Origin of the sequence: Providencia sp. PROV061, assembly GCF_011045655.1 — a bacterium.
Lineage (GTDB): Bacteria > Pseudomonadota > Gammaproteobacteria > Enterobacterales > Enterobacteriaceae > Providencia > Providencia hangzhouensis.
Genome location: NZ_CP042861.1, coordinates 3824637 through 3848272, shown reverse-complemented (window position 1 = coordinate 3848272; position 23636 = coordinate 3824637). Strand labels below are relative to the sequence as shown.

The 23636-nt window shown below is 42.1% G+C and carries 28 protein-coding genes; 14 read left to right on the top strand and 14 right to left on the bottom strand.

What is annotated here, in order from left to right:
- Positions 1-11 precede the first annotated feature (11 nt).
- From yhdP to FVA72_RS17755, 6 genes are all read left to right on the top strand, one after another.
- Entirely contained in the window at positions 12-3803 is a 3792-nt protein-coding gene (gene yhdP, locus FVA72_RS17780) for an AsmA2 domain-containing protein YhdP (protein WP_110591210.1), read from the top strand.
- Positions 3803-4654 (top strand): deaminated glutathione amidase, encoded by an 852-nt coding sequence (gene nit1, locus FVA72_RS17775; RefSeq protein ID WP_004258360.1) that lies wholly within the window; start codon positions 3803-3805, stop codon positions 4652-4654. The genes yhdP and nit1 overlap by 1 nt, the downstream gene beginning before the upstream one ends.
- Positions 4655-4659: 5 nt before the next feature.
- The gene (gene tldD, locus FVA72_RS17770) at positions 4660-6105 is read left to right on the top strand and encodes a metalloprotease TldD (RefSeq protein ID WP_110591211.1); all 1446 of its coding nucleotides are present in this window, start codon (positions 4660-4662) and stop codon (positions 6103-6105) included.
- Positions 6106-6214: 109 nt separating this feature from the next.
- Positions 6215-6703 carry a ribonuclease domain-containing protein gene (locus tag FVA72_RS17765; RefSeq protein WP_004258351.1) on the top strand — a complete coding sequence of 163 codons (489 nt, stop codon included), beginning with the start codon at positions 6215-6217 and terminating at the stop codon, positions 6701-6703.
- A 13-nt stretch (positions 6704-6716) separates the two neighbouring features.
- Entirely contained in the window at positions 6717-7004 is a 288-nt protein-coding gene (locus FVA72_RS17760; protein WP_096864405.1) for a barstar family protein, read from the top strand.
- Between the two features lie 60 nt (positions 7005-7064).
- On the top strand, positions 7065-7652 hold the full coding sequence (locus FVA72_RS17755; RefSeq protein ID WP_094961511.1) for an RBBP9/YdeN family alpha/beta hydrolase: 588 nt from the start codon (positions 7065-7067) through the stop codon (positions 7650-7652).
- Here the strand turns inward: FVA72_RS17755 and FVA72_RS17750 are convergent.
- The 3 genes from FVA72_RS17750 to yjgA form a co-directional block, all read right to left on the bottom strand.
- Positions 7649-7978 (bottom strand): low molecular weight protein tyrosine phosphatase family protein, encoded by a 330-nt coding sequence (locus FVA72_RS17750; RefSeq protein ID WP_004258336.1) that lies wholly within the window; start codon positions 7976-7978, stop codon positions 7649-7651. The two genes, FVA72_RS17755 and FVA72_RS17750, sit on opposite strands and share 4 nt — an antisense overlap.
- Positions 7975-8208 (bottom strand): hypothetical protein, encoded by a 234-nt coding sequence (locus FVA72_RS22135; protein ID WP_094961512.1) that lies wholly within the window; start codon positions 8206-8208, stop codon positions 7975-7977. Before FVA72_RS22135 ends, FVA72_RS17750 begins: the two co-directional genes overlap by 4 nt.
- Positions 8209-8381: 173 nt before the next feature.
- Positions 8382-8927 (bottom strand): ribosome biogenesis factor YjgA, encoded by a 546-nt coding sequence (gene yjgA, locus FVA72_RS17740; protein WP_004258329.1) that lies wholly within the window; start codon positions 8925-8927, stop codon positions 8382-8384.
- Between the two features lie 185 nt (positions 8928-9112).
- Between yjgA and pmbA the strand changes: the two genes are divergently transcribed.
- Positions 9113-10453: a metalloprotease PmbA gene (gene pmbA / locus FVA72_RS17735; RefSeq protein ID WP_110591212.1), complete on the top strand. Its 1341-nt coding sequence runs from the start codon at positions 9113-9115 to the stop codon at positions 10451-10453.
- 133 nt (positions 10454-10586) lie between these two features.
- On the opposite strand, the gene rnk is transcribed toward pmbA, so the two are convergent.
- The 11 genes from rnk to kdsD form a co-directional block, all read right to left on the bottom strand.
- A complete protein-coding gene (gene rnk / locus FVA72_RS17730; protein WP_004908251.1) occupies positions 10587-10997 on the bottom strand; it encodes a nucleoside diphosphate kinase regulator in 411 nt (136 codons plus the stop codon).
- 214 nt (positions 10998-11211) lie between these two features.
- Positions 11212-11484: a PTS phosphocarrier protein NPr gene (gene npr / locus FVA72_RS17725; RefSeq protein WP_004258320.1), complete on the bottom strand. Its 273-nt coding sequence runs from the start codon at positions 11482-11484 to the stop codon at positions 11212-11214.
- A gap of 5 nt (positions 11485-11489) precedes the next feature.
- Positions 11490-12341, bottom strand: coding sequence for an RNase adapter RapZ (gene rapZ, locus FVA72_RS17720; protein WP_004258318.1), 852 nt, complete (start codon positions 12339-12341; stop codon positions 11490-11492).
- A gap of 119 nt (positions 12342-12460) precedes the next feature.
- Positions 12461-12928, bottom strand: a complete 468-nt coding sequence (ptsN, locus tag FVA72_RS17715) for a PTS IIA-like nitrogen regulatory protein PtsN (RefSeq protein WP_004258311.1) — start codon at positions 12926-12928, stop codon at positions 12461-12463.
- Between the two features lie 93 nt (positions 12929-13021).
- Positions 13022-13309 (bottom strand): ribosome hibernation promoting factor, encoded by a 288-nt coding sequence (hpf, locus tag FVA72_RS17710; RefSeq protein ID WP_004258306.1) that lies wholly within the window; start codon positions 13307-13309, stop codon positions 13022-13024.
- Between the two features lie 22 nt (positions 13310-13331).
- Entirely contained in the window at positions 13332-14777 is a 1446-nt protein-coding gene (gene rpoN / locus FVA72_RS17705) for an RNA polymerase factor sigma-54 (RefSeq protein ID WP_004258305.1), read from the bottom strand.
- 42 nt (positions 14778-14819) lie between these two features.
- Positions 14820-15545 (bottom strand): LPS export ABC transporter ATP-binding protein, encoded by a 726-nt coding sequence (lptB, locus tag FVA72_RS17700; RefSeq protein WP_004908261.1) that lies wholly within the window; start codon positions 15543-15545, stop codon positions 14820-14822.
- A 5-nt stretch (positions 15546-15550) separates the two neighbouring features.
- Positions 15551-16111, bottom strand: coding sequence for a lipopolysaccharide ABC transporter substrate-binding protein LptA (lptA, locus tag FVA72_RS17695; protein ID WP_004908264.1), 561 nt, complete (start codon positions 16109-16111; stop codon positions 15551-15553).
- Between the two features lies 1 nt (position 16112).
- Positions 16113-16688: an LPS export ABC transporter periplasmic protein LptC gene (gene lptC, locus FVA72_RS17690; RefSeq protein WP_004258294.1), complete on the bottom strand. Its 576-nt coding sequence runs from the start codon at positions 16686-16688 to the stop codon at positions 16113-16115.
- Positions 16689-16704: 16 nt separating this feature from the next.
- Positions 16705-17265: a 3-deoxy-manno-octulosonate-8-phosphatase KdsC gene (kdsC, locus tag FVA72_RS17685; protein ID WP_004258291.1), complete on the bottom strand. Its 561-nt coding sequence runs from the start codon at positions 17263-17265 to the stop codon at positions 16705-16707.
- Positions 17266-17279: 14 nt separating this feature from the next.
- Positions 17280-18248, bottom strand: a complete 969-nt coding sequence (gene kdsD / locus FVA72_RS17680; protein WP_165119763.1) for an arabinose-5-phosphate isomerase KdsD — start codon at positions 18246-18248, stop codon at positions 17280-17282.
- A 476-nt stretch (positions 18249-18724) separates the two neighbouring features.
- On the opposite strand from kdsD, the gene mlaF reads away from it, so the two are divergent.
- The 7 genes from mlaF to murA all read left to right on the top strand — a co-directional run bounded on the left by mlaF (position 18725) and on the right by murA (position 23573).
- Positions 18725-19528: a phospholipid ABC transporter ATP-binding protein MlaF gene (gene mlaF / locus FVA72_RS17675; RefSeq protein ID WP_004258281.1), complete on the top strand. Its 804-nt coding sequence runs from the start codon at positions 18725-18727 to the stop codon at positions 19526-19528.
- A gap of 6 nt (positions 19529-19534) precedes the next feature.
- A complete protein-coding gene (mlaE, locus tag FVA72_RS17670; protein WP_004258277.1) occupies positions 19535-20317 on the top strand; it encodes a lipid asymmetry maintenance ABC transporter permease subunit MlaE in 783 nt (260 codons plus the stop codon).
- Positions 20318-20320: 3 nt separating this feature from the next.
- Entirely contained in the window at positions 20321-20824 is a 504-nt protein-coding gene (gene mlaD, locus FVA72_RS17665; RefSeq protein WP_004258272.1) for an outer membrane lipid asymmetry maintenance protein MlaD, read from the top strand.
- 35 nt (positions 20825-20859) lie between these two features.
- Positions 20860-21489 (top strand): phospholipid-binding protein MlaC, encoded by a 630-nt coding sequence (gene mlaC / locus FVA72_RS17660; RefSeq protein WP_004258271.1) that lies wholly within the window; start codon positions 20860-20862, stop codon positions 21487-21489.
- Between the two features lies 1 nt (position 21490).
- Entirely contained in the window at positions 21491-21781 is a 291-nt protein-coding gene (gene mlaB, locus FVA72_RS17655) for a lipid asymmetry maintenance protein MlaB (RefSeq protein WP_004258270.1), read from the top strand.
- A 222-nt stretch (positions 21782-22003) separates the two neighbouring features.
- Positions 22004-22258: a BolA family iron metabolism protein IbaG gene (gene ibaG / locus FVA72_RS17650; protein ID WP_004258269.1), complete on the top strand. Its 255-nt coding sequence runs from the start codon at positions 22004-22006 to the stop codon at positions 22256-22258.
- Between the two features lie 52 nt (positions 22259-22310).
- Positions 22311-23573 (top strand): UDP-N-acetylglucosamine 1-carboxyvinyltransferase, encoded by a 1263-nt coding sequence (murA, locus tag FVA72_RS17645; protein WP_004258258.1) that lies wholly within the window; start codon positions 22311-22313, stop codon positions 23571-23573.
- Positions 23574-23636 lie beyond the last annotated feature (63 nt).

Below are 23636 nucleotides of genomic sequence, written 5' to 3'. Positions count from 1 at the left end.
AGGAGATTTGAGTGAGACGACTGCCACGTGTAGCACTGGTGACGACTGCGGTTATATTATTGCTGTGCGCGTTAGTGCTGTCAGGGCTGCGTTTTCTTCTGCCAAATATCGACAACTATCGGCAAGATCTGATTGATTACGTTGAAAAAAAGACCGATGTATCGGTACAAATTGGTAAAATTGAAGGGGCTTGGCAATCTTTTGGCCCTGTACTGACGTTGTCCGATGTCGTTTTACAGAATAAAACTACCGATATTACAGCGAATACTATTACGGTTGAATTAGATATTTGGAGCTCGTTATTTTCTCTGCGCTGGCGTTTTCGTGACTTAACCTTTTACCAGTTAAATGTAGATCACAAAGTCCCTTTCAGCCTTGGCGATTCCTCGGAGGGGCAGTCTTTAGATGGTATTGAAGAGCTATTTTTAAGGCAATTTGACCATTTTGTACTAAAAGAAAGCCAATTAACCTTTCTCACACCTTCAGAACAAAAAACGACGCTGATTTTGCCTGAACTTTCTTGGCTCAACGATAACGACAGGCATCGCGCTCAAGGTTTTGTTAGTCTCGAAACCATCAATAAGCAGCATGGTTATCTGCAAGTAAAGCTTGATGTGTCAGATAAAAATGGCGTGTTAAGCGACGGTATTTTTTATTTGCAAGCGGATAATATTGATATGCAGCCATGGCTTAGCCGCTGGCTACGGGATAACACGTCATTACGGGACGCAAATTTTAGCCTGTCTTCTTGGGTAACACTGAAAAATAACCGGATTGATAGCGGCCTTATTCAATTACGGCAAGGGGAAGCCAATTGGGGAACCGGCGAATTAGCGCAAAACTTGCAAGTTAATGATTTGCTTTTGCGAATGAAAAGGCAGGGAAATGGGTGGTTATTTAACATTCCTGAGCTTGATACCTTGAAAACCAATGAGTTTATCTGGCCACGAGGGAGCGCCTCTGTATTGTATTTGCCTGCCAGCAAAAAATATCAAGATAATGACCATTGGCGCATCCGTGCAAAAGATATTGAACTTGAACGTTTAAGTGAAATTTTACCCACTTTTTCCTTTTTAACGCCTGAAATGGTACAGGATTGGCAACATCGCCAACCAACTGGTGTGGTGAGTGAATTTGCGCTTGATATCACGCAAAACATGCCTGAAAACGTACAAATCAACATGGACTGGCAAAATGTTAGCTGGAAAAAATGGAAGGAGCTGCCTTCAGTTAATCACTTTTCAGGTGTTTTAATTGGTGGGATGCAAAGTGGTAGCGCCACCGTTAGCTTACAAGATAGTGAAGTTGACTATCGTGATGAATTTAAAGCGCCTTTCTCGATAAAAACGGCAACAGGTCAGTTCCATTGGGTCAATAATGCCAGTGAATTTAAATTGTGGAGCCCATCATTAGAGCTACAAGCTCAGTCTCTTTGGGCAAATGGTGAGTTTCGTTACGCAAAAGCGAAAAAAGGAAATTATGCCGATCTCGCCATTCTTGCCGGAATCCGTTTAGATGATGCAGGGGATGCATGGCGTTATTTCCCACAAAAATTAATGGGCCAAGATGTGGCAGATTACCTGACGAAAGCGATTATTGCCGGTAGCGTAGATAATGCGACTTTAGTCTATAAAGGCGACCCTGCTCATTTCCCCTATGATAACAATGATGGGCAATTCCAAGTTTATGTCCCTTTGCGTGATGCAACATTCGAATATGACAGTGAATGGCCTGCGTTATTGAACTTAGATATGGACTTAGACTTTAGGCGTGCAGGGCTATATATGCATGCGCCAAGCGTGAAATTAGCGGATGCCACGGCAACCAACCTTGATGCCAATATCCCTGATTACACTAAAGAAATGCTGTATATCAATGCAGATATCAGTGGAACTGGAAAACAAATTCAGCAATATTTTGTGCATACCCCGATGAACCACTCAATTGGCGATACGCTTGAAGAGTTACAAATTGGGGGGGCTGTTAATGGCCAATTAGGGTTATCTATTCCATTGGTGGCGGGTAAGGATGTTGTTGCCAAAGGAAAGGTCAATCTAAATAAAAATGATTTATATATTCAGCCAATTGATAGCACTATTTCTGCTTTAACGGGCAGCTTTGAGTTTAACAATGGAGATTTACGCGGTGACAACCTGCGTGGCCATTGGTTTGAACAGCCCATTACTGTTGATTTCACCACTACAGATCAAGCAAAAAATTATTTAGTGGATGTGAATGTTAGCGGAAACTGGGCGGTGAATAAGTTGGCAATGTTACCTGCTGAGATTAAACAAAAATTATCAGGAACCACTGACTGGAAAAGCCAAGTTGCCATCACCATTCCAAATACGGCGAAAGAACCTGTTGGCTTGCAAATCGATGTCACGGCAGGGCTAAAACAACTGAAAAGCCAGCTACCCGCTATTGATAACGCTCTATTAGCCGAACTTGGGCAAATTAATGTTCAGGCTAAAGGAACAACAGAACAGTTGGTGGTTGGTGGTGATATCGGTAAGCGCATTGGTTTTAATACTCAATGGGGGCTGAGTAGTAAGCCTTTAAGCTTATTAAAAGCCCATGTTGCTCAATGGCGTGATGGTATTCCTGAATTACCTAAAAATGCAACTTTTGTTGTTGATTTGCCACCTATTACCGATATGAACTGGGAGAAATTAGCCGGGTTGCTAGTGTCATCCCATAGCCGCGAAGGGGGGATGAATATTGGTTTACCTGATATGCTTGAGGTCAATATTCCATCAATCTACCTCGCTGGGCAGCAATGGAATGCAGTAAATTTTTCCTATGACTTACAACGGGCTGAGCAATTAGTCAGTATCAATAGTGAAAACTTAAAAGGTTCGTTACAAATCTTTGCTTCACAGCCTTGGCAGGTCGCCATTGATTATTTGTATTACAACCCTAGTGAATCCTCTAGTACTCAAATCAATGACCTTGCTACGACACAAATCGATTTTAGCCAATGGCCGCGGTTCCAGTTTCACTGTAAAGAGTGTTGGGTCGCTGGGCAGAAATTGGGGGAAATTAGCGCTAATATCCAACCTAAAGGCACTTTATTGCAACTGACAGATGGCACGCTAGATAACAGCGTCACGAAATTAAAGTTAGATGCTATTTGGAACAGCGAAAAAGGCAATAAAACACAAATTGCAGGTTCATTAACCGGTGAAGCTTTTGACGAAACGGCGGCGTATTTTGGTATATTGGTTCCCATTATCCAATCACCTTATACTATTGAATTTGATTTAGATTGGGCTAATTTGCCTTGGTCACCAGATATCGCCTCTTTAAATGGTAAAATGTCTGCAAAATTGGGCAAAGGAGCGATTGCACAAATGGGCGGTGGTCGTGCCGGGCAAATATTGCGTCTAGTCAGTTTTGATGCCCTGTTGCGTAAACTACGATTTGATTTTAGCGATACATTTAGTGATGACTTTGATTTTGACTCCATTAAAGGGGATGCGACCATTAAAAATGGTGTACTGGTTTCGAAAAATACCTATGTTGATGGTTTAGTTGCCGATATCGCTTTTAATGGCCAAATTGACCTTGTTAAACGCCAAATTAATGTTGAAGCCGTCATTACACCGGAAATATCTGCTACAGTAGGAGTAGCAACCGCGTTTGTGGTAAACCCATTTGCAGGCGCTGCCGTATTTGCGGCAACGAAAGTGCTCGGTCCACTATGGAGTAAAGTTTCCGTTATTCGTTACCGAGTAACAGGTAGTTTGGACGAGCCGAAAATTGATGAAGTATTACGTCAACTGAAGGAGACTCAAGAGTAATGAAAAATGGCAACGTTGCACTTTTGCAGTTATGTAGCGGAAATAATACTAAACACAATTTGGCGCAAATCGAACAACAGATCAAACAGTTACCAGAGACTGTTGAATTAGTACTGACCCCTGAAAATGCATTGTTATTTGCGGATGCGGCGACTTATCGTAAACAAGCGGAAGAGCAAGGAAAAGGTCCTTTGCAAAGTGCGATCAGCGAAATGGCCAAACGTTATCATGTTTGGATTTTAATTGGCTCAATGCCAATGATTAGCCGTGAAGATCCTGAGCGTATTACAAGTAGTAGCTTATTATTTGATTCCGAAGGAAATATTAAAGCTCGCTACGATAAAATTCATATGTTTGATGTCAATATCGAAGACGAGCAAGGCACTTATAACGAGTCTGTGATTTATCAACGCGGTGAACATATCACTGTCGTTGATACACCCGTTGGTCGTCTTGGCATGACAATTTGCTATGATTTACGTTTTCCTGGTTTATTCCAAGCATTACGTGAACAAGGCGCAGAAATTATCTCTGTACCAGCGGCATTTACTCGTTACACCGGGCAAGCACATTGGGAGCCGTTATTACGTGCCCGTGCGATAGAAAACCAATGCTATATTTTAGCGCCTGCTCAAGTCGGTGTGCACGGCACACGTCGCACATGGGGGCACAGCCTTGCGGTTGATGGGTGGGGTAAAGTGATGAAAAAGAACGTGGATGCAGTCGCGTCTACGGTACTGAATATTAAAACGGACAGCTTGAGTGTCATGCGAGAGCAAATCAAAGTGGTGAAACATAACCGCTTTAGACCGCAATTGACATCCTTGATTAAAAAAGAAACCAAAGAGTAACGAATATGAGTTTAGTTTCTGTCAGCGAACATTTGCTGGCCGCCAACCGTCTTGGGCAAGAAAATCTGTATGACATTTTAGGTTTGTTATCTGAGCGCCATCTGGATTATGCGGATCTGTTCTTTCAATCGAGCTTCCATGAATCATGGGTGCTTGAAGATAGGATCATCAAAGATGGCTCTTACAATATCGACCAAGGTGTTGGTGTGAGAGCAGTCAGTGGTGAAAAAACCGGTTTTGCTTACGCAGACCAAATTTCGCTACATGCGCTGACACAAAGTGCGACCGCAGCACGCAGTATTGTGAATGAGCAAGGCTCTGGTAAATCACAAATTTTAACTAATGTTGAATATAAAAAACTGTATTCAGCAGCAGATCCACTGCAAAGCTTATCGCGGGAACAAAAAATTGATTTGCTGCACCGTGTTGACCAAGTTGCACGCGCAGAAGACCCACGTGTTATCGAAGTCAATGCCAGTTTAACGGGTGTTTATGAACAAGTGCTAGTCGCCGCAACAGATGGCACTTTGGCGGCAGATGTTCGTCCGTTAGTGCGTTTGTCGGTCAGCGTGCTGGTGGAACATGACGGTAAGCGCGAACGCGGTGCAAGTGGCGGTGGTGGCCGTTATGGTTACGAATATTTCTTGGAAATTCACCAAGGGCAAGTGGTTGCTGAGCAATATGCACGTGAAGCGGTGCGTATGGCGCTGGTGAATTTGTCAGCGATCGCAGCGCCTGCTGGAATGATGCCGGTTGTGCTGGGTGCTGGTTGGCCAGGGGTTCTATTGCATGAAGCGGTAGGCCATGGTTTAGAAGGTGACTTTAACCGTCGCGGCACCTCTGTTTTTTCAGGTCAAATAGGCGAACAAGTGGCATCACCTCTGTGCACTGTGGTGGATGATGGCACGATAGCGGGCCGTCGAGGCTCTCTCGCCATTGATGACGAAGGGGTACCTGGGCAGTATAACGTCCTAATAGAAAATGGTATTTTACGTAATTATATTCAAGATAAACTGAATGCACGCCTGATGGGAGTTGCTCCAACAGGTAATGCACGCCGTGAATCTTATGCGCACTTACCTATGCCGCGTATGACCAATACCTACATGTTAGCAGGTACATCAACGCCAGAAGAAATTATTGCGAGTGTGGATAAAGGCATTTATGCACCAAACTTTGGTGGTGGTCAGGTAGATATCACCTCAGGTAAATTTGTATTTTCAACATCAGAAGCTTACCTGATTGAAAAAGGTAAGATTACTTCTCCTGTGAAGGGAGCGACGTTAATTGGCTCGGGTGTTGAAGCTATGCAGCAGATTTCAATGGTTGGTAATGACTTAGCGCTAGATAAAGGCGTTGGTGTTTGTGGCAAAGAAGGCCAAAGTGTCCCTGTTGGTGTAGGCCAACCTACATTAAAACTGGACAAACTGACTGTTGGCGGTACCGCATAATCGTTCTTGGCGATATAAACTAGGCTCTGCTCGCCCTTGTAACAACTTCTTGTCGATGTTGTGACTGGGGCGATTGTGTGCCTGCAAAGCACAAAACAACTGAGGTGTTATGAATAAACGTTTTTTACCCGTCGTATTGATGGCTATTTTGATTGTGATTAGCCTTTATTTTAATGGTGGAGATAAAACACCATCTGAACCATCCGTTAATCAAAGCAATCCACCTTCTCGTGAAGCGATAACGCCAAAAGAAACACCACAACCGATTGATAAGCTGACTGCACAAGATAACGTGGTTAGTTTTATGGAAAAATATCAAAAACTTCCCGCTTTCTATATGACGAAAAAACAAGCCCGTGAAGCCGGATGGGATGCGAAAAAAGGTAATCTTTGCGATGTGTTACCTGGAAGAGCGATTGGCGGCGACCGTTTTTCTAACCGTGAGAAAAGTTTACCCATTGCACAAGGACGCCAATGGTTTGAAGCAGACATTAATTATCGCTGTGGTCATCGCGGGGCGGACCGTTTGCTATACTCATCAGATGGGATGATTTTTGTGACTCATGACCATTATAAGAGCTTTACACAAGTCAACTAAAGGAAATACCTTGATGAGCAAACAGGTGAGCTTTGATTTCAGGCAGATAAACTCATTGAATGATTTTTATGACCAATTTGCTCAACAATTTTCCCTTCCTGATTGGTTTGGTCATAATCTTGATGCTTTGTGGGACATGGTTTCCGCAGGCATTGAGTTACCTGTAACCATCACGTTTTCACATATGACCGCGGAACAACGTATAAAATTCGCAGATGTTATTGATGTGATGAATGACGCACAAGACATGTGGGAAGAAGAGTTTATTTTTGCTTTAGATATAACAAAAAGCTCTAACTAATATTCCTATCACTCATGGTAAAGTCTAAATAAGATAACTGAGCTGATAGGGGTCTTTAGGATGAATAACGTTACTTGCACTGCATTTCCACTAAAAGAAAAAAAATTTCTTATTGTTCATGGCTACACGGCATCCCCTGAAAAAAATTGGTTTCCATGGTTGAAATCAGAGCTTGAAGCCTTAGGCGCTTTTGTTAACGTCCCCACCATGCCTGACTCTTTAGCCCCCAACCCTGAAAGGTGGCAGCAGCGCTTGCAGCATTTACCTTTTGATATTGATGAAAATACGATTTTGATTGGCCATAGCTTAGGTTGCGTTACTGCATTGCGGTTTCTTCAACATGCAGGGCAATCGGTGGCAGGTTATGTATTGGTATCAGGGTTTGACGAAGAACAGCCTACATTGCCTGAATTACAGCCTCACACCGTTGAACCATTGAATTATGACGAACTCATAAAAGTGGCAAATAATCGAATATCGATTATATCAACCAATGATGAAATTGTGTCGCCGGGGTCTTCGAAAGCATTGGCAGAGGCCTTAAAAACACAGGTTATTATTGAGGAATCTGCTGGGCATTTCCTTGATAGAGAAGGCTATACTGAGTTCAAAACACTACTTGATACGATCAAAACGCATTTTAGCTAGTTATGGTTGGTAAGAATACTAGGCACACTGGTTTTGAGTATTTCAATCAACTCTGGGTCCATATATGGGTAATCATCAGGAATATCCAGAACATGAAGCGGTTTGTATTCCAAAAGGCGGGGAAAATCTGCTTTTAAGCGGTTTTTATGTTTTTGCTCCATCACAAAAATTACATCTGCCCAGCGGATTAAATCCGCATTAACAGGGCGCTTCGCATTGCGGCTTGTTCCCGCTGAACGGGTGACCCAACTTTCATGGTTGCGCCAGATCTGTTCAGCGGTTGGACTACGCCATTGGTTTTTACTGCAAATGAATAAAATATTCACGAGTTGTTGTGTATCTCTTCAAGGCTAATACGGGCAAGCTGTATATTACTTACTTGCGGGTATGCCATACCTAATTGGGCTGCACGGATCATTTTTTCGCTACGGCCGTACATTTGTTTCCAGTTTTTTTCAGGTGTATAGCAGTCAACTAGTCGTGAATTTAGTTGATCACGGGATTTATTGATACGAGCTTTGGCTCTGCGCCATGCTCTATTTCGGGTATTATCCATATCTTCCTCATTATTTATCGGGGGTCAGCAGCCGCGATAATACGGGTCAGAGTATGTCTAACAATGGCATGATAGGTTGTTTCGGCAGCGCTATCAACACGCTTCTGGCTTTTTCAGATTATTGCTTAATTTACAAAGAAAAATCCCCTAGCCATAGCATAGGGGATAATTCATTAAGCCATTTCAGAGAGATCTTTCAAATATTGAAAGATTTGGCGATAAGCTTTTGGCGGTTTGTTGCCTTCACGCTCTTTTTTTGCATTACGGACTAATGCACGCAGTTGTTGCCTGTCTGTTTGTGGGAACAGGGCAACCACGTCTTCAATGACTTCATCACCGCCATCTAATAAACGGGTACGTAAGTCTTCCAGTTTATGTAAAATTACCACTTGCTGGTTGTGGCGATTTTTAAGCTTGTCCAGAGCCTCAGTAATGGGCTCAACCTCACGTGAACGTAATAACTTACCAATCAATTGCAATTGGCGGCGACGGCCTTCACGTTTGATTTTTTGGGCAAGTTCAATGGCTTCAAGTAATTGAGTATCTAACGGGATGCGTTCTAATTCACTTTTACTTAAATCAACGAGCTCAGCCCCTAACTTTTTGAGGATCTCAGCATCGCGTTTAATTTCGCTTTTACTGACCCAAATGATTTCCTCGTCTTCTTCGTCTTGCGGCGCTGGGATATCATCCAGCCAGTCATCAGGCTGTTTGGCCATATCGATTTTCCTTTTTACCGAACACAGTGGTTTAATTACGCGTAATTAATATGATTTACTGTGTTGTGAGTGTTAACATTCATCTATTATATATTGTAACTGGGAAAACCCCTCTATGACTACCTAGCATTTGCTTGTTAGGGCAGAAAATCACGTTTCCCCCACATTATTGATTGGACTAAAGCATGAGTGTAACTGAACAAGTCACCGAACAACGTAAAAAACTCGAAGAAGCCGTCGCGCACGCATTAGAATTTGCTAAAACACGTTGTGATGCTGCGGAAGTCGCAGTAAACAAAAGCACTGGGATTAGTGTAAGTACCCGCCAAGGGGAAGTCGAAAATGTTGAGTTTAACAGTGATGGAGCGCTAGGGATCACTGTTTATTATCAACAACGTAAAGGCAGTGCGTCTTCAACAGATTTAAGCCCTGAAGCTATTGAACGGACTGTTCAGGCGGCAATTGATATTGCTAACTATACCTCAGAAGACCCGTGTGCAGAGCCGGCAGACAAATCTTTGCTGGCTTTTGAAGCACCAGACCTCAATTTGTTTCAAGCGAGCGAACTTTCTCCTGAAGAGGCGATCCGCTTAGCGTCGATTGCGGAAATGTCAGCATTAAATGCAGACTCCCGCATTGTGAATACGGAAGGCGGTAGCTTTAATGGGCACTACGGGGTTCGTGTATTTGGTAACTCCCATGGCATGCTGCAAAGCTATTGTTCAAGCCGCTATTCGATGTCAAGTTGTGTGATTGCTGAGCAAAATGGTGAAATGGAGCGTGATTACGCTTATACGATTGGCCGTAGCTTAGGGGCATTACAGTCGCCTGAGTGGGTTGGGCAGGAGTGTGCTCGTCGTACTTTGTCTCGTTTATCGCCACGTAAATTACCGACAATGAAAGCCCCTGTTATTTTTGCTGCAGAAGTGGCAACAGGCCTATTTGGTCACTTAGTGGGTGCCATTAGTGGCAGCAGTATTTACCGTAAATCTTCTTTCTTACTCGATAGCTTAGGAAAGCAAATTTTACCAAGCTGGCTAACTATCAATGAGCAACCCCATTTAATGGGCGGGTTGGCGTCATCACCTTTTGATAGCGAAGGCGTACGCACTTGTGAGCGCAATATTGTCGAAAATGGCGTTTTGCAAACGTGGTTAATGACCAGCTATTCTGCAAGAAAATTGGGTTTACAAAGTACTGGGCATGCTGGAGGCATCCATAACTGGCGTATTGCAGGGCAAGGGCTTTCATTCGAAGCATTGCTGAAACAAATGGGAACAGGGCTAGTCGTTACTGAATTAATGGGACAAGGGGTTAGTGGTATCACTGGTGATTACTCTCGTGGGGCTTCAGGTTTTTGGGTCGAAAACGGTAAAATTCAGTATCCTGTGAGTGAGATTACCATTGCTGGTAACCTAAAAGAGATGTGGGCGAATATGGTTACTATCGCTGATGATATTGAAACTCGCAGTAATATTCAGTGTGGTTCGGTACTGATCCCAGAAATGAGTATTGCCGGGGAGTAGGTTTCTACTCTGCCCATTTAAAGGCAACAAAAAAGGCACTCAATTGAGTGCCTGAATATGTCAGAGGACTTACCTGAGTTTTTTAAATAAAACTTTTTTCGCTAAGCCTTCCTTAATTCAGCCGTTATCGTTATTAACGGTGGAACTCACCAGCCGCTTCTGGCTGATAAACGATTTCCAGTACGCGAACACGCGTTTGAACACCGTTTGGCAGTTCCCAGCTGATTTCATCGTTTACATGCAATCCCAACAAAGCTGCCCCAATCGGTGCCATAACAGACAGCTGCTCTGCACTATCTTTCAGGGACGCAGGGTAAACTAAGGTGCGTGTGCGTTCTTCGTTGCTGATTAAATCCAAAAAGCGAACGGTACTGTTCATCGTGACCACATCCGCAGGGATCTCTTGCGGGCTTAAGATATCTGCACGGTCAAGTTCATCATTGAGCGCTTCGGCAACTGGTGTGCCCGCATAAGCCGGCTGTTCCATCAGTGCATCTAAACGTTCAGCATCTAAATCATTGATAATAATTGTTGGCTTTGTCATACCACACTCCAATAGAGACATACAAAGCAAACACCCCCCACCCATAAGGTAGGGGGTGTCGCTAGAAATAAGTTTGTTTAAAATATTAGGCGCTATACGCTTTAAAGGGAAGAGATCATGATCACGATCTCTAAGCCTGCCTAGATAAAAAGCTACTGATTGATATTATCAGTAGCTAGCTTGAAACTCAGCTGCTTTTCATCAGCGATATCAGCTATTCTTCATCAAACCTGTTTTCGAATAGGTTGATAATTGCGGACAAGGCCTGGTTTTCATCTGGGCCGCTAACTTCGATATCAATCTTACTGCCTTGTTCTGAGTCTAACATCAACATCGCAATAACGCTATCGGCCTCAGCCTCAATTTGATTATTATTACGCAAAATAACTCTTGAGTTAAATTGTTTAACTAAATCATAGAGTAACATAGCAGGCCTTGCATGCATTCCAAGCCGATTTTTGAGCGTTATTGTGGCTTTTACTGTCATTGCTGTTATTTGCGCTTTTCCAATGTTCTGTGGCGTGACTGCACGTTTTTACCACGGGAACGGAAATAGTCGGCAAGTTGCTCTGCGACATACACGGAACGGTGTTTACCTCCCGTACAGCCAATAGCAACAGTTAAGTAGCTACGGTTATTGGTTTCTAACATCGGCAGCCATAATTCTAAATAGCTACGAGTTTGATAGATGAAGTTATGGACTTCAGTATGCCTATCCAAGAATGCAGCGACTGGCCGGTCAAGGCCTGTCATCGGGCGCAATTTCGGGTCCCAGTGTGGGTTGGGTAAAAACCGTACATCGAATACATAATCGGCATCAATAGGAATACCATGTTTGAAACCAAAGGATTCAAACACCATTGTCAGTTCACGCTCACGCTTGCCCATCAAACGTGTTCTTAGCATTTCAGCTAATTCATGAACGGACATTTCAGAAGTATCGATGACTAAATCAGCACGAGAGCGTAAAGGCTCAAGTAACTCATTTTCTTCATCTATTGCGCTCTCAAGTGAAAGATTTTTACTTGAAAGTGGGTGCAACCGACGAGTGTCACTGTAACGTCGAATAAGCGTGTTACGGTCAGCATCTAGAAACAACAATTGAGGAGAGAAGGTTGAAGGCAATTTATCAATCGCTTCTTCGAAAATCTCTGGATTATCGGGCATATTACGCACGTCGATACTAACCGCTGCTGAAATGTTACGATCAGCCAGTGAATTCGCTAACTCCGGTAGTAATACAACCGGTAGGTTATCTACGCAATAGAAACCCATATCTTCCAGCGCACGTAAGGCAACGGATTTCCCCGAACCGGAACGGCCGCTGACTATCATCAGCACCATGAGCTTGCTCCCTTTTGTTTCCTAATAATGAGTTTCTTGAAAAGCAGTACTTGCCAATTAATATTATTTAGAAACCATAACAATATCATTTGCATATGGCAAGATACATAATTTATCACTTACTCTGTAATTATGCTGTATAGCTCTTCATCACTTTGTGCACTGCGTAGGCGTTTACAGAGCGTTTTATCGGCTAGTTTTTTGGCGATAAGCGACAACGTATGCAGGTGCGTTTTACATTGGTCAGATGGCACAAGTAAAGCGAAAAGCAAGTCAACAGGTTGATTATCAATTGCATCAAAAGCAATGGGTTCTTCTAAATGTAAAAAAACACCGACAGCACGGCTACTTTCACCTTCATTCAGCTTTCCATGAGGAATGGCAATACCACCACCAATACCTGTTGTGCCAACTTTTTCTCTGGTTAATAACGCTTCAAATACCGTATTTTCAGGTAATTCCAATTCAACGGCAGCCAGCTCACTAATAATTTCTAAAGCTCTTTTTTTACTCGTGCACACAATATTATTACGTGTACAGGCTGATGATAAAACAACGTTTAACTGGATTTCTATATCACTATTCATTTTATTGTTCACTTAGGACTACAAAACCAGATGGTGTATCCCACCATCTGGTTTGAAACATTATTCGGCTAATTAATAAGCCGCATCAATGCATTAATGTTGTCTCAGTTTTTCTTTATGTTTGGTTAATTGGCGCGACAGCTTGTCTACGAGTATATCTATAGCAGCGTACATATCATTTTCTTCCGCTGATGCGTGGAGATCCGCTCCATTAACTTGCACGGTTGCTTCAGCAATTTGCTGAACTTTTTCAACTTTCAAGACAACTTGGATACCATTAATGCGATCAAATAATTGCTCCAATTTTTTGAGTTTTTTCTCAACAGTCTCGCGCAATGCAGGAGTAACTTCAATATTGTGTCCAGTAATCTGAAATTCCATACAATCTTCCTTATTTTATCAATTAAACCAGTTGTTTACGCTGGTTAGAGGGCGGAATGGATAACGATTCTCGATACTTAGCAACAGTTCTGCGAGCGACTTGAATGCCTTGTTCTGCAAGCATACTCGTCAATTTACTGTCACTCAATGGTTTTGCTGGGTTTTCAGCAGCAACCAGTTTTTTCACCAATGCTCGAATTGCGGTTGAGGAGGCTTCGCCACCTGTGTCCGTATTGACATGGCTGGAGAAAAAATATTTCAACTCAAAAATGCCTCGTGGGCTATGGAGAAACTTTTGAGTTGTTACTCGTGAGATGGTTGATTCATGCATGTCCACTTGATAGGCGATATCGGCCAGTATCATCGGTTTCATGTGTTCCTCACCCAGCTCAAAGAATTCTTGTTGCTGTTCTACAATACAAGTCGCGACTTTTAATAGTGTTTCATGGCGGCTCTCAAGGCTTTTAATCAGCCATTTTGCATCTTGTAGATGACTACGAATATATTGAGAATCATCTTCATTTGCTGAATTGTTTAGCATCGAAGCATAATGGTTATTAATACTTAGTTTAGGGATGCTATCTGTATTTAATTCAACTTGCCAGTGCCCTGCGATTTTTTTCACTAAAACATCTGGAATAACGTATTCCGACTCCCCAGTATTGATGGATTGGCCTGGTTTTGGATTCAGCGTTAAAATTAAGTCTATCGCAGTTTTTAGGGCATCTTCTTTTAAACGAGTTAATTTCCCCAACTGACGAAAGTCACGGTTAGCCAATAAATCAATATGATTACTGATAATGAGCTTTGCATCTTGTAGCCCATCAGTTTCCTTAGGGTAGAGTGACAATTGGATTAATAAACACTCTTTTAAGTCTTGTGCTGCGACACCCAATGGGTCGAAATGCTGAATACGTTTTAGGACAGCAATGACTTCTTCAATACTAATCTCTGGGTTATCAATCCCTTCATGTATATCAGAAATGGCTGTTGTCAGGTAACCGGAATCATCTATTGAATCAATAATAGCTGTAGCTATTGCTCTGTCCGTGTCAGTAAAAGGGGTCAGTTCAGCTTGCCACGTCAGGTAATCTTGTAATGTTTGCGTAGTTTCACCTTGATAAACAGGGAGTTCATCAAAATTATAATCATTACTGGTGCCTGACGGCGTTCCTGCCGTATATATTTCATCCCAATTAGTATCTAAAGGGAGCTCATCCGGCATATCATGGTTTTCGAGCGCATCTTTGGTATCAAGCTCACTGGTATCCGCATTTTCATTCAGGGAGTCAATAGATTCAGTCTCGGGATTTAATTCTTCTTGCTCAAGCAGTGGGTTTGTTTCCAAGGCGAGTTGAATTTCTTGCTGAAGCTCAAGTGTAGACAGCTGCAACAAGCGGATAGCCTGCTGCAATTGAGGGGTCATTGCAAGTTGTTGACTGACTCTAAGCTGCAAACTTTGCTTCATGAATCTGCTTTAATCTCCCTAAAAAAATGACAACACGATAATTTATAAACGGAAACCTTCACCCAAGTATACACGTTTTACTTGCTCGTTCTCTAAGATCATGGTTGGTGACCCATGAGCAATTAAGTGCCCTTGGCTGACAATATAGGCTCTTTCACACACATCTAAGGTTTCACGCACGTTATGGTCGGTGATTAACACACCGAGGCCGTAATCCCTTAAGTGCTGAATAATTTTTTTGATATCTAAGACGGAAATAGGGTCAACACCCGCAAAAGGTTCGTCTAATAAAATAAATTTTGGGTTAGCAGCAAGTGCACGAGCAATTTCCACACGGCGGCGCTCCCCACCAGATAGCGACTGCCCCATGCTGTCGCGAAGATGAGTAATACTAAATTCTTCCATCAGTTCTTCAGCACGTTCTTTACGTTGTTGGGAACTCAAATCTTCGCGAATTTCTAACACAGCCATTAAGTTATCATAAACACTGAGGCGGCGAAAAATTGAGGCTTCTTGAGGAAGATAGCCAATTCCGCGGCGCGCACGTTCATGCAGCGGTAGAAGGCTGATATCTTCACCATCAATCATAATTTTGCCAGCGTCCCGCTGAACAATACCCACCACCATATAAAAGGTCGTTGTTTTACCGGCACCATTTGGCCCCAATAAGCCAACGATTTCACCTGATTTAACTTCCAAGCTGACATCTTCAACGACTTTACGTTTTTTATAGGCTTTAGCTAGATTTTCAGCGGTTAGTGTCGCCATAACAGTTATTTACTCTTACTTGCTGATGAATTTTTATTTGCCGCAGGGCCTTTTTCTTGCAATTGTGCCGGCAGTATTACGGTGGTGACGCGTTTACCTTTATCACTAAACGCTTCCATTTGTTGCGTTGGAACTAAATAGGTAATTTTGTCACCCTGAATATTGCTGTCTAACTGCTCAAGATAGGCATTACCTGTTAATGTGACGAGTTGTTTATCAACCTCATAACGGGCTTTGCTGGCATGGCCTTTAATCGGTTTACCATCATCCTGTAATTGGTAAAAGGTAACCGGGGTCCCAAAGGCCTCAATCACAATTTTATCCGAGTCACTACTTGGACGTGTTACAACCACTTTATTGGCTCTGATATCAATAGAACCTTGTTTAATAACAACATCATCAGTAAAGGTGGTGACGTTTTTTTCTAAATCAAGAGATTGTTTGACCGAATTAATCGTCATTGGCTGCTGCGTATCACTCTTTAATGCCATCGCAGGTAGGCTAAGAGCCAAAATTGCACTGGCAACAGCTCCTTGAATAAAACGTTTCTTAGTTACTTGATTCATTTTAATGCTCTTCTGGTTGTAACACATAATGAGTTTTTACATCTTCGATTAATTCAGCCGTTTTTGTACGAAGGTTTCCCTTCATTTTCATACCGGTAGAATTGAGACCATGTCCAATAATGGTCACTTTATCATCAGATGAAACGTCTTGTGTTGTCAAATTGACAACTGCACTCTCAGTTGTAATTCGTTGGATCTGCGACTCTTTGGTTAAGCTATCAACCTGAACATCGCTATATAAATAGAGAATTCTATCGTTCGTTAACCGTGCTTTGAAAGCCTTAACCGTCCAGGTTGGCTCGCCAGCTTCGTTATAAGTGGTTAGAACAGGTTTCGAAAACCACGTGATTTTTCCTTCAGTATAATTATCTATTTTCTCTGAAACGAGTTTATACGCTAAATTACCCGTTGGATTATAGACAAAAGTCACTGAATCATCAGTTTGATAATTAGGTTGCCCATCATTAATTACTTTATCCTCTGCACTGTCGGAATCATTACCCGCTAAATTCCAGCCGATAAGGCCTAATACTACTAAGGATAAAATAACAATTAACCACTTCTTCGCATTGCTCATGAATTCAATCTATTCGTTATATTGATAAACCTTTTGCTTCTTCCAGTTTGTCTTGAGAAAGCAAAATAAGGTCACAAAGTTCGCGGACTGCACCTTTTCCCCCACCAATACGAGTCACGTAATCAGCTCTCGGTAATAACAAAGGATGGGCATCAGCGACGGCGACGGATAAGCCTACTTTGGCCATAACAGGCCAGTCAATCAGGTCGTCTCCAATATAAGCTATTTCTTCAGCTGATAATTGTAGTGTATCTAACAGTTCGTAATACGCCAAAAGCTTATCGCTTTGACCTTGGTAAAGATATGTAATGCCTAATGTTTGAGCCCTATCTTCAAGAAGTTTCGCTTTTCTTCCTGTTATGATGGCGACTTCAATACCGGAAGTTAATAAGCAGCGTATCCCATAGCCGTCACGGACATTAAAAGCTTTGAGTTCCTCGCCATTATTCCCCATATAGACCAAGCCATCTGACATGACACCATCAACATCACAGATCAGTAATTTGATTTTTTCTGCTTTATTTAAAACAGTATTGGCAACAGGGCCATAGCAGGTTTCCAAAAAGGTAGACGTCATGGTATTTCCTTATGTTATACAACACCGGCTTGTAGCAGATCATGCATATGTAGCACACCGACTAATTTATTATCATTTGCGACTAATAACGAAGTCACGTGCCGAGATTGCATTAAATTTAGTGCTTCAACCGCTAACATTGTTGATGATACCCGAATTCCACCGGGGGTCATTAAATCAGCAATTTTAGCGTTATTTAGGTCGATTCCCATATCAAAGATACGGCGTAAATCCCCATCAGTGAAAATACCTTCAATATTCATGTCATCATCACAAATGACTGTCATCCCCAGTTTTTTACGGGTGATTTCCACTAAAGCCTCACGTAAAGACGCGCTTTTAGGAATATGGGGGATTTCATCACCCGTATTCATTAAATCACGAACGAGGAGTAAAAGTTTGCGCCCAAGTGCGCCACCTGGATGCGAAAGCGCAAAATCATTCGCCGTGAACCCGCGTGCAGTTAATAAGGCAATAGCTAATGCATCTCCCATTACAAGTGTCGCTGTTGTACTCGTGGTCGGTGCTAGCCCCAAAGGACAGGCTTCTTGAGGTACTTTGATACACAAGTGGACATCTGCATATTTTCCCATATTACTTTCAGGGTTGTTAGTCATACAGATTAAAGGCACTTTAATTCTTTTTAAAACAGGAAGTAAGGCTAAAATTTCCCCTGACTCGCCAGAATTTGAAATAGCTAACACAACATCTTTATGAGTAATCATCCCAAGGTCACCGTGGCTAGCTTCCCCTGGGTGAACAAAAAATGATGGCGTTCCTGTACTTGCTAGTGTAGCGGCAATTTTACGGCCAATATGCCCCGATTTCCCCATTCCCATTACGACGACTTTGCCTTCACAGTTAAAAATAAGCTGGCAAGCGTTGTCAAAGTCAGTATTGATATATTGTTCTAGGTTTTTTAAACCTTCGTGTTCGATATGGAGAACTTCTTTACCTACTTTCTGAAAATCGAAGTTTGACATTTCTAGTTCCATGCGTAGCTTTTAAGTTAATCGGATTAGCGAAATCAAATTGTATAACGAATACTTAGTATCAGTAAGTATTTTGTCAGTTAAGCACTTTTTAATGTTAGTTTTATACTTAATGAGTATTTTAGGGTGCTTCGATGTAGAATTTAATACGTACAAGATGGTTTTATTAGCATCTTGAACCAAAAATAGATATGCAAATTCGCGTATCCTCAAGTTAGGTAATCACAACATTCTAAGAGCTATCTGCTGTTAATAGTGATAGTTTTTGCTGACTATAAATAAATTATATTGTTTTTTCTCTGTTTCCTTTTGATAAAAACAGAGTTGTAATTCTAAAAGTCATATTTTCGACGCTATAATACTATAAATTCTATTTTGTTGTGATATTTGACGATTTTCAGTTTATCTTTCGGTAACATCTGAACGGATAAAAACATTTACGCGTGGTGTATAACGAGTTATTTAACATGCAAGCACAGACAGACAACTTAATTGAAGTACGGAACATGTCCTTTACTCGAGGAAATCGGAAAATATTTGAGAATATTAATCTGACCGTTCCCCGTGGAAAAATTACGGCAATTATGGGGCCGTCAGGGATTGGTAAAACCACATTACTGCGCTTGATTGGGGGCCAATTACGGCCAAACGAAGGTGAAATTTGGTTTGATGGTGACAATATTCCAACACTGTCACGCTCAAAGCTGTATCAGTCCCGTAAAAAGATGAGCATGCTGTTTCAATCAGGGGCGCTATTTACGGATATGAACGTATTCAATAATGTGGCTTTCCCTCTACGTGAGCACACGAATCTGCCAGAATCGCTGATTCACACTACGGTAATGATGAAATTAGAGGCGGTTGGTTTACGTGGCGCCGCAAAATTAATGCCATCCGAATTGTCAGGTGGTATGGCACGGCGTGCTGCATTAGCGCGTGCTATCGCACTTGACCCAGATTTAATCATGTTTGATGAACCTTTTGTCGGTCAAGACCCGATTACTATGGGGGTTTTGGTTAAATTGATTGATGAGCTTAATCAAGCACTGGGTGTGACCTGTGTCGTGGTTTCCCATGATGTTCCAGAAGTATTGAGCATCGCAGATAATGCTTATATTGTTGCACAGCAGCACGTCATTGCTCAGGGAACAGGTGAGGAATTACGTGAAAACCAAGACCCTCGTGTGCGACAATTTCTTGATGGTATTGCGGATGGGCCTGTTCCATTCCGTTTTCCCGCCAATGATTATCTAGCTGATTTATTAGGGTAAAATAAGATGATAATAAAGGCGATAGCAGCCTTCGGACGCCGATGGATTGATATATTTTCCGCGTTTGGTCGAGCAGGTTACATGCTGTTTCGCGCCTTACTCGGCAAACCAGAGTTTCGTAAACAATGGCCATTATTGATGAAGCAATTGTACGCTATTGGTGTGCAGTCATTGCTGATCATCGCTGTCTCAGGGTTATTTATTGGGATGGTTTTAGGGTTACAAGGTTATTTGGTTCTCACTACGTTTAGTGCTGAAGCTAGCTTAGGTATGATGGTGGCACTTTCACTATTACGTGAATTAGGCCCTGTTGTGACCGCCTTGTTGTTTGCTGGACGAGCGGGTTCTGCATTAACAGCTGAAATTGGCTTAATGAAAGCGACTGAACAAATTTCTAGCCTTGAAATGATGGCAGTGGACCCGCTTAGGCGTGTGATAGCCCCACGGTTTTGGGCTGGTTTTATTAGTATGCCGTTGTTATCTCTTATTTTTGTTGCTGTCGGTATTTTAGGTGGCGCACTAGTTGGGGTTGACTGGAAGGGGATTGATGAGGGCTTTTTCTGGGCTTCAATGCAATCTTCCGTCGATTGGCGGCTAGATTTAGTCAACTGTGTGATTAAAAGCTTAGTCTTTGCTATCACAGTGACTTGGATCGCATTATTTAATGGCTATGATGCCATCCCAACTTCGGAGGGGATAAGCCAAGCTACAACAAGAACAGTTGTGCATGCGTCATTGTCTGTTTTAGGACTGGATTTCGTACTTACCGCACTGATGTTTGGGAACTAAGTCATGCAAAGTAAAAAAAGTGAAATATGGGTTGGTTGTTTTATGTTGCTGGCGATTGCCGCAATTATCTTTTTATGTTTAAAAGTCGCTGATTTAAAATCGATAGGAAGCCAATCCACCTATCAAATCTCAGCCTCTTTTGAAAATATTGGTGGCTTAAAAGAAGGCTCACCAATTAAAGTTGGTGGTGTGGTGGTTGGCCGCGTTGCCAGTATCACACTAGATAAAAAGAATTATGTTCCTGAAGTTAAAATTGATTTATTGAGTGAATACGACAATATTCCTGATTCAAGCTCGCTGTCAATTCGCACGTCAGGTTTGTTGGGTGAACAGTATATTGCAATGAATATCGGCCCAGATGATGAAGAATTAGGTATAGCAATCTTAAAAAATGGCGGGCGTCTTGAAGATACTAAGCCAGCTATGGTATTAGAAGACTTAATTGGCCAGTTTTTATATAAAAGTGGTGATAGCCAAGGTGCAGAGCCAGAGTCAACTGCACAGTAATTTGATGCTCCCTTTGAAGAATAAAGGAATGAATTATGTTTAAACGTTTAATGATGGTTGCTATGTTGGCAATTGCGCCATTTGCCATGGCAGTAGACCAAACCAACCCTTATAAATTAATGGATGAAGCGGCGGCGAAAACGTTTAACCGCTTGAAATCAGAGCAACCTAAAATTAAGCAAGACCCTGAGTACCTTAGAACAATTGTTCGTGAGGAATTATTACCTTATGTACAAGTTAAATATGCAGGGGCTTTGGTGTTAGGAACCTATTATAAAGGGGCAACTCCAGCACAGCGTGAGGCTTATTTCAAAGCGTTTGAAGATTACCTTGAGCAAGTTTATGGTCAAGCATTGGCCATGTACCATGGTCAAACGTATCAAATAGCACCAGAGCAACCGTTGGGAGATAAAAACATTGTTGCTATTCGTGTGACTATTGTTGATACCAACGGCCGCCCTCCCGTACGTTTAGATTTCCAATGGCGTAAAAATAGTAAAACTGGCTACTGGCAAGCTTACGACATGATTGCAGAAGGTGTGAGTATGATCACAACTAAGCAAAATGAATGGGGTGATATTCTACGTAAGCAAGGTGTTGATGGCTTAACAAAACAGTTGGAAATCAGTGCAAAAGCACCTATTACTTTAGAAGAGAATAAGTAATATGAGTCAGTTGTTAGCATGGGAACTCATTGAAACAACGCTATATTTCAACGGGACATTAGACCGTGATTCGCTCATGTCGTTTTGGAATAAAAAAGAGTCATCGCTAGAACATACTGAAAGTATAGATGTTTCTGGTCTTAAACATGTGGACTCAACAGGGTTGGCGATGCTCGTTCGCTTAAAAGGTGAATTCCAAGCTAAAAACCGTTCACTGAATATTACTGGTGTCAGTGATAACTTGAAGACATTGATTGAGCTATACGGGGTTCAAGAGGTTATCCTCAATTAGGTTAAATATCCTAAATTGGGTCAAGTTATGTAAAAATGAGCGCCTCTATGTGCTTTTCGGCACGAGAGGCGTTTTCTTTGGTTTAAGTGTTAAGCCTAATCCTTTAGGATAGAGGATTAAGCTCTGGCTGTTCTTATTGCGATGTTTCTGTATGCAACGCATGCAATTTGCACTATTTAGAGTAAAATTATAAATCACAAATAATTAATAAATTGAGTCATTATGGATACCAACGAAATTAAGCAAGTATTGATGGAAAAATTGTCTCTGAATGAGGCTATTGTTACTGGTGATGGTAGCCACTTTCAGGTTATTGCTGTCGGTGACATGTTTGACGGCATGAGCCGTGTTAAGCAACAGCAAGCAATTTATGCACCTTTAATGGAGTATATTGCGGATAACCGCATTCATGCTTTGTCTATTAAAGCGTACACCCCTGCGCAATGGGAGCGCGATCGTAAACTTAGTGGCCTTTGATTTCAAAGCCTAAGCGAACAGACTGTAAAATTCGACATACGAGAATACTTGAATGGATAAGTTTTTAGTTAAAGGACCAACCCGCTTAGAGGGTGAGGTCACGATATCTGGCGCAAAAAATGCGGCATTACCAATTCTGTTCGCTGCTCTGTTGGCTGAAGAGCCAGTAGAAATACAGAATGTCCCTCATTTGAGGGATATTGACACAACGATTAAATTATTAAATCAACTTGGTACTAAAGTAAAACGCAATGGCTCAGTATATGTCGATGCAAGCACGGTAACGACATACTGCGCGCCTTATGACCTCGTTAAAACCATGCGTGCATCCATTTGGGCTTTAGCGCCATTGGTTGCCCGTTTTGGTCATGGTGAAGTCTCTTTACCAGGTGGTTGTGCTATCGGTGCTCGCCCTGTTGATTTACATATTTCTGGTTTAGAGCAATTAGGCGCAAAGATTGCTTTAGAAGATGGTTATGTGAAAGCAACGGTTGATGGTCGCTTAAAAGGTGCTTGCATTGTGATGGATAAAGTCAGTGTGGGGGCGACAGTCTCTATTATGACAGCGGCAACCTTAGCTGAAGGAACCACAATAATTGAAAATGCGGCACGTGAACCTGAAATTGAAGATACTGCTAACTTCCTAAATACCCTAGGTGCAAAAATCACTGGGGCAGGGACTGACCGCATTGTAATTGAAGGTGTTGAACGTTTAGGTGGTGGAGTTTATAAAGTACTGCCTGACCGTATTGAAACGGGAACATTCTTGATTGCTGCTGCGGTTTCACGCGGTAAAGTCATCTGCCGTAATGCTCGCCCAGATACACTGGATGCGGTGCTAGCTAAATTGCGTGAAGCTGGGGCTAAAATTGAAATCGGTGATGACTGGATTAGCCTAGATATGGAAGGCAAGCGTCCAAAAGCGGTGACATTACGTACAGCACCACACCCAGGGTTCCCAACTGATATGCAAGCACAGTTTAGCTTACTTAATCTTGTTGCTGATGGGGCGGGGATGATCACTGAAACGATTTTTGAAAATCGTTTTATGCATATCCCTGAGCTGATCCGTATGGGAGCTCATGCTGAAATTGAAAGCAATACTGTGTTATGTCACGGTGTTGAAAAATTAACTAGTGCGCAGGTAATGGCAACAGATTTACGAGCATCTGCAAGTTTAGTTATTGCGGGCTGCATTGCTGAAGGGACAACGACAGTTGACCGTATTTATCATATTGACCGTGGTTATGAGCACATCGAAGATAAGCTACGTGGTTTAGGTGCCGATATTCAGCGCGTACATTCAGATGATTAATGCATTGGTAGGGTGAATGGGGCTCCTCCATTCAGCGAATCAAAAAAGGTTGTTCGATATCGA